The sequence below is a fragment of the uncultured Piscinibacter sp. genome (genome assembly GCF_937952055.1).
GTDB lineage: Bacteria > Pseudomonadota > Gammaproteobacteria > Burkholderiales > Burkholderiaceae_C > Piscinibacter.
This window is the reverse complement of the sequence record NZ_CALFYO010000021.1, coordinates 960,271-966,600: the sequence shown is the minus strand read 5'-3', so window position 1 is coordinate 966,600 and position 6,330 is coordinate 960,271. Positions and strand designations below refer to the sequence as shown.

The window sequence follows — 6,330 nt, the reverse complement described above, 5'->3', positions numbered from 1 at the left end:
ACAAGGTCGCGATCAGCTGGAAGGACAACAAGGGCGACAGCCGCACCGACGAAGCGACGGTGAGCTGAGCGGGCGCGCTTCAGCGCTTGCGTGCCACCATGCCGATCAGCGCGGACAGGCCCGCGTGCTGCGTGCCTTCGTGCAGCTCCGCATCGTAGGTGCGCAGTTCGACGATTTCCATGCCCGCGAAGCAGCGGCGCAGCAACTCCTCGGTGTAGAGGTGCTCGACCAGCGGCGGGCCGCCGGTCTTGTACTGCAGCTGACGCGGTGTATAGCCCTGCAGCACGAGCAGTCCGCCCGGCTTCAGGGCGCGCACCATGCGGGCGAACAGCCGCTCGCGCATCGCCGGGTCGGCGAACTGCACGAAGATCGCCGCGACCAGGTCGTAGGTCGCCTCGGGCCAGTCCCAGCCGTCGCAGTCGGCGACGCTGTAGTGGACCGCCACACCATGGCGCTGCGCGAGCCGCCGTGCCTTGGCCACGCCGACCTCGGCGATGTCGAAGGCGTCGACCTGCAGGCCCTGCTGCGCCAGCCAGACGCTGTTGCGGCCTTCGCCGTCGGCCACGCACAGCGCGCGGTCGCCCGCGCGCAGCCGTGGCGCCTGCGCGCGCAGATACTCGTTGGGCGCCTCGCCGAAGAGCAAGGCCTCGCCCTCGAAGCGCTTGTTCCAGGTGGCGGCGGCGTCGGCGAAGGGGTTTCCAGTCATGGCGATGGGGTGTTGGCGGGTCGAAGGGCGTGAGGGTCACGGGCGCTGACAGAATCGGCCACTTTCCGGAGGCACCCATGATCTTCCGTCAGCTGTTCGAGCCATTGTCGAGCACCTACACCTACCTGGTCGGCTGTGAGGCCACGGGGCAGGCGCTGCTGATCGATCCGGTGGTCAACAGCATCGACCGCGACCTGGCCGAACTGCAGCGGCTCGGCCTCGGCCTGGCGTACACGCTGGACACGCACATCCATGCCGACCACATCACCGGCGCGCTCCACCTGAAGGAGCGCACCGGTTGCCGCATCGCCGCGCCGGCGATCGACCGGCTGCCCTGCACCGACGTCGGCATCGTCGAAGGCACGCCGCTGCAGCTCGGCAGCCTGACACTGCAGCCGCTGCACACGCCGGGGCACACCGACGGGCATTTCGCCTACGTGCTCGGCGAACGCGTCTTCACCGGCGACGCGCTGCTCATCGATGGCTGCGGCCGCACCGACTTCCAGAACGGCAGCGCCGCCGAGCTGTACCGCAGCGTCACCGGCAAGCTGTTCGCGCTGCCCGACGATCAGCTCGTCTATCCCGGGCACGACTACCAGGGCCGGCGCGTCTCGTCGATTGGCCAGGAGAAGGCGCGCAACCCGCGACTGGGCCAGGGCCGCACGCTGGCGGCGTTCGAGCAGTTCATGGCCGAACTCAAGCTTCCCTATCCGAAGTTCATCGATCACGCCCTGCCCGGCAACCGGCTGTGCGGCGTCTGCCCGCAGGACCTTCCGGAACATCTGCAGGCCTACTGCCAGCGCATGACCGAGAGCCCGCAGGGCTGAGCCCCGTCCGCTTGAGCGAACTCAAGGAATCGCGGCGCAGGCAGGCGCATCGTGGCCGGCCTGTCGGCATCCAGCACGGAGTGCAATGTGAGGCGAATCCCGAGCGCGTCGTGGGCGGCTTGCCTGGCGCCGAAGCGTTGATGGCGCCTGAGGCCGGGGGCGGCGGCTTCTACCGCATGTCGAAAGTCTGGGTGGTCGACTTTCTCTATGAGGGCCGGCCGCGGCGCTGGTTCAAGATCCTGCCCGCCGAGCTCGACCCGGCCGAGCTGGTGCGGCACACGCTGCAGGACTGGTACGGCGACCGCGCCAGGCTGGTGGCCGTGCGCGAGGCGACGGACGAGGAGGAGCGCCAGTACCTGCGCGGCGAGGGGCCGCGCAACGTCTACTGCCCGACCGGCTGAGCGGGGACCGGGCCGTCAGCGAGGCGCCAAGCTCGGGGTTTATCCTCAGTGCCTTCGCGCTGCTTCCCGGAAGACCCGACCATGTCCAACCGCATTCCCGCCACCCTGATCGCCGGCGACGGCATCGGCCCCGAGATCGTCGATGCCACGCTCGCCGCCCTCGACGCGCTGGGCGCTCCGTTCGAATGGGACGCCCAGGCCGCCGGCCTGGCCGGCATCAAGGCCGCCGGTGACCCGCTGCCGCAGGCCACGCTCGACAGCATCCGCAGGACGCGCCTGGCGCTGAAGGGCCCGCTGGAGACGCCCTCGGGCGGTGGCTACCGCTCGAGCAACGTGCGCCTGCGCGAGGAGTTCAAGCTCTACGCCAACCTGCGCCCGGCGCGCACCATCGTGCCCGGCGGCCGCTTCGACAACATCGACCTGGTGGTGGTGCGAGAGAACCTCGAGGGCCTGTACATCGGCCACGAGCACTACGTGCAGATCGACGACGACCCGCACGCCGTGGCCATGGCCACCGGCATCAACACGCGCGCCGGCTGCCGCCACATCCTCGAATTCGCCTTCGAGCATGCCATCGCGACCGGCCGCAAGAAGGTGACGATCGTGCACAAGGCCAACATCATGAAGGCGCTGACCGGCATCTTCAAGGAGACGGCCGAGCAGATGTACGAGGAGAAGTACAAGGAGCGCATCGCCATGGAGACGGTGATCGTCGACGCCTGCGCGATGAAGCTGGTGCTCAACCCCTGGCAGTTCGACGTGCTGGTCACGACCAACCTGTTCGGTGACATCCTGTCGGACCTGGTGGCCGGCCTGGTCGGCGGGCTGGGCATGGCGCCGGGCGCGAACATCGGCCGTGACGCCGCGATCTTCGAGGCGGTGCACGGCTCGGCGCCGGACATCGCCGGGCAGGGCAAGGCCAACCCGATCGCGCTGATGCTGGCCGCGGCGATGATGCTCGACCACGTGCAGCGCAAGGACCTGGGCGACCGGCTGCGCACGGCGATCGACGCCACGCTCAACGTCGATCGGGTGCGCACCGGCGACCTGGGCGGGAGCGCCAGCACCGCGGAGTTCACGCGCGCCCTGGTCGGGCGGATCGCGAACGGCTAGCGCCCGGCGCGACGGGCGCCGCCCGGGCCCTTGGGCGCACGCCTTCGCCCGCGACGGATTGCACGATCCCCGGAACGGAGGGGGGGGGTGACCTGGGCGTATTGCCCACTTCAGCCGGGCTCGCGATGGAGGGTGCCCCTTTGGGCACCTCATCCTGATACAAAACCGGCATGGCAGCGACGACCTCGACCTCCGTGCCGATCGATGCGACGCCCCAGTTGGGTGGGCCGTCGGTGGAGATGCGCCGGTTCGCGGCCGGTATGCGCGCGATCACGGCGCTGTTGTGCACGCTGCTGCTGGTGAACGGCGAGCCGCGCATCAGCCCGTGGGCGTTGACCGTGCTGCTGACCTACGTGCTGTGGGCGGCTTCCGTGATGTGGCTCGAGGCCACCGGCCGCGCCCGCGGCGCGTCGCTGCCGTATTTCGCGGTCGACGTCGCGTGGGCGTCGCTGACGCTGCAACTGGTGGACACCGGTTCGCAGATGCTGGTCGTCACGCTGGTGCAGCCCGTGGTGCTCGCGAGCATCGGCTATGGCGTGGGCCCCGGCGTGATGCTGGCCCTGTTCGCCGGCGCCGGCCTGCTGTTCGACCACAGCGGTGGCTCGCTGGTGGACATGAGCGCCAGGCAGGCGGTGCTGGCGCTGGCCGTGCTGCTCGTCGTGCCGGGCGCCGCGCTGCTGGCGCGCCCGATGGGCGTGCTGCGCGGCCGCATGGCCCTGCTTGACGAACTCGAGGCGAAGCTCGACCCGCGGCGCGGCCTCGAACCGATCTGCGGCATGCTGGTCGAGCGCCTGCGCGCCGCCGCGCAGGCCGACGTGGTCGCCCTGGTGCTGCCCAGCGGCCTCGGCGCGCCGGCGATGTTCTCCAGCTGCGCGGATGGCAGCTTCCGTGCCCGTCCCGACGCGCACCGCTGCGTCGAGGCGCTGCTGCAGCGTCTGCCCGATCGTCCCGCCAGGCACGCGCGGCGCGACTGGTGGGACCTGCGCCGACCGTCGAAGTTCTACGGCCAGCCGCCGGTCGCGCCCGGCCCGCATGCCGGCACCTTGGACGAGCTCGCGGGACTGCTCGACATGCGCATGCTGCATGTCGTGCCGCTGATGCGCTACGGCCGCCGGCACGGCCACCTGGTGGTCGGCTACAGCTCGGTCTGCGGCGTGGCCTGCGACGTGCCGGCGCTGGCCACGGCCGCCCCCGACATGCTGCGCATCGTCGAGCAGGCCGCACTGGTGGATCAGCTGCAGGAGGAAGGCGCCAGCCACGAGCGCGTCCGCATCGGACGCGACCTGCACGACAGCGCCATCCAGCCCTACCTGGGTCTGAAGTACGCGGTCGAGTGCGTCGCACTGCGCGTCCCACCGGACAACCCGGCACGCGCCGAGATCGACTCGCTGGCCGCGCTGGTGAACGGCGAGGTGGATGCGTTGCGCGAGCTCATCTCCGGCCTGCGCAGCGGCACCCCGGGCGGCGAGAACACCCTCATCCCCGCCGTGCGTCGCCAGGTGCGACGCTTCGCCTCGCTGTTCGGCCTCGAGATCGAGTTCGATTGCCCGGACCAATTGCCCACCACGCGGGCCTTCGCCGGGGCCTTGTTCCACATGGTCAACGAGGCGCTCAACAACGTGCGCAAGCACACCGCGGCGCGCCGCGTGTGGATCACGCTGAGCCAGGACGGGCAGTGCATCCGCCTGGCAGTGCGTGACGACGGCGGCAGCGTGAGCGGCCGCCCCGCAGACGACTTCCACCCCTGCTCGCTGAGCGAACGCACGCGCGAGCTCGGCGGCACGATCGAGGTGACCCGGCCCGACGGCCTGAACACCGAGATCCTCATTCGCGTCCCTCTGTAATTCGTCGCTGGAGCTGTACCCATGACCCTGGCCTACGCACCTGCGGTTCGCCACGCCACCACGCCGCACGCGATCCGCGTCTTCCTCGCCGAGGACCATCAGATCACGATGTGGGGCCTGCGCCGGTTGATCGACAGCTCCAGGCCGCACATGGAGGTGGTGGGCACGGCCGCGTCGCGTGCCGAACTGCTCGACCATGAGGCCGCGGGCGCGGCGGACGTGATCCTGCTCGACCTCGACCTGGCCGGCGAGGACAGCGTGAACTCGCTGGACGAGCTGCGCCGCCGCTGCCCGGGCCGCGTGCTGGTGCTGACCGGCGCCGACGACATCGCGCGCCATCGCATGGCGGTGGTGAAGGGCGCCCGGGGCGTGGTGCACAAGTCGGAGCCGGCCGAGGTGATCCTGCGTGCCATCGAGAAGGTCAACAGCGGCGAGGTCTGGCTCAACGGCGGCCTGCTCGGCGAGGTGCTGGGCATGCTCACCGACGGCGGCATGGGGGCCGAAGCGCGCCAGGCCGATCCGGATGCCGAGCGCATCGCCAGCCTCACGCCGCGCGAGCGCGAGATCGTGACGACCATGGTGCGCCGCGCCGGCGCGAAGCAGATCGCCGTTGCCGATGAACTCGGCATGAGCGAGCACACCCTGCGCAACCACCTGACCACCATCTACAGCAAGCTCGGCGTGCGCGGCCGGCTCGAACTGCACGTCTTCGCCACCGAGCATGCGATCGGTGCGGCGCCCAGGGTCTGCCAGTGAGCGCCGCCCCTGTCTCGGCCGACGCGGGCCGCGAAGGCCGGTTGACCGAATGGCTGCTGCGCGGCTTCGCGCTGCTCGCCTACGGCTTCGCCGTCACCAACCTCGCCCTCGCCTGGTGGGCCGATGGCTCACGCTGGACCCTGCTGCTGCTGCTGATCATCGAGGGCTACACGCTGCTGCTGGTGCTGATCGCGCGGCAGGCGCGCATGCGCGACATGGCGCCGCTGACGGTCGCGGCGACGATGTACGCCGCCTTCTTCTTCGTGCTGCTCGAGCCGCGCGGCACCTCCCACCTCGTGCCGGAATGGGCCGGCGTGGCGCTGCAACTGTGCGGCACGCTGTGGCAGTTCGCCTCCAAGCTCGCGCTCGGCCGCTCGTTCGGCCTGCTGCCGGCGCAGCGCGGCCTGGTCACCGGCGGGCCCTACCGCGTCGTCCGCCATCCCATCTACCTCGGCTACCTGGTCGGTCACGTCGGCTTCCTGCTCGCCAACGCGTCGTGGCAGAACCTGGCCGTGCTGTTGCTGCTGTATGCCGCGCAGGTGCTGCGCATGCAGCGTGAAGAGGCGGTGCTGGCCAGCGCCAGCGAGGACTACCGGCGCTACCAGCAGCGCGTGCACTGGCGCCTGGTGCCCTTCGTCTACTGAGCCTTCGCGCCGCCGGGATCCGCGGCGGGTGGGAACAAG

At 70.6% G+C, this 6,330-nt stretch carries 7 protein-coding genes; 6 read left to right on the top strand and 1 reads right to left on the bottom strand.

What is annotated here, in order from left to right; translation table 11 throughout:
* Positions 1 to 79: 79 nt before the first annotated feature.
* Positions 80 to 706 carry a cyclopropane-fatty-acyl-phospholipid synthase family protein gene (locus tag Q0599_RS18815; RefSeq protein WP_298832687.1) on the bottom strand — a complete coding sequence of 209 codons (627 nt, stop codon included), beginning with the start codon at positions 704 to 706 and terminating at the stop codon, positions 80 to 82.
* Between the two features lie 77 nt (positions 707 to 783).
* Between Q0599_RS18815 and Q0599_RS18810 the strand changes: the two genes are divergently transcribed.
* The 6 genes from Q0599_RS18810 (at position 784) to Q0599_RS18785 (ending at position 6,291) form a co-directional block, all read left to right on the top strand.
* On the top strand, positions 784 to 1,533 hold the full coding sequence (locus Q0599_RS18810) for an MBL fold metallo-hydrolase (protein WP_298832685.1): 750 nt from the start codon (positions 784 to 786) through the stop codon (positions 1,531 to 1,533).
* A gap of 140 nt (positions 1,534 to 1,673) precedes the next feature.
* On the top strand, positions 1,674 to 1,934 hold the full coding sequence (locus Q0599_RS18805) for a hypothetical protein (RefSeq protein WP_298832681.1): 261 nt from the start codon (positions 1,674 to 1,676) through the stop codon (positions 1,932 to 1,934).
* A gap of 81 nt (positions 1,935 to 2,015) precedes the next feature.
* On the top strand, positions 2,016 to 3,047 hold the full coding sequence (locus Q0599_RS18800) for an isocitrate/isopropylmalate family dehydrogenase (protein WP_298832678.1): 1,032 nt from the start codon (positions 2,016 to 2,018) through the stop codon (positions 3,045 to 3,047).
* Between the two features lie 170 nt (positions 3,048 to 3,217).
* Positions 3,218 to 4,891: a histidine kinase gene (locus Q0599_RS18795; RefSeq protein ID WP_298832675.1), complete on the top strand. Its 1,674-nt coding sequence runs from the start codon at positions 3,218 to 3,220 to the stop codon at positions 4,889 to 4,891.
* Between the two features lie 21 nt (positions 4,892 to 4,912).
* Complete coding sequence (locus Q0599_RS18790) at positions 4,913 to 5,647, top strand: response regulator transcription factor (RefSeq protein WP_298832673.1); 735 nt, start codon at positions 4,913 to 4,915, stop codon at positions 5,645 to 5,647.
* Positions 5,644 to 6,291 (top strand): isoprenylcysteine carboxylmethyltransferase family protein, encoded by a 648-nt coding sequence (locus Q0599_RS18785; protein WP_298832671.1) that lies wholly within the window; start codon positions 5,644 to 5,646, stop codon positions 6,289 to 6,291. Before Q0599_RS18790 ends, Q0599_RS18785 begins: the two co-directional genes overlap by 4 nt.
* Positions 6,292 to 6,330 lie beyond the last annotated feature (39 nt).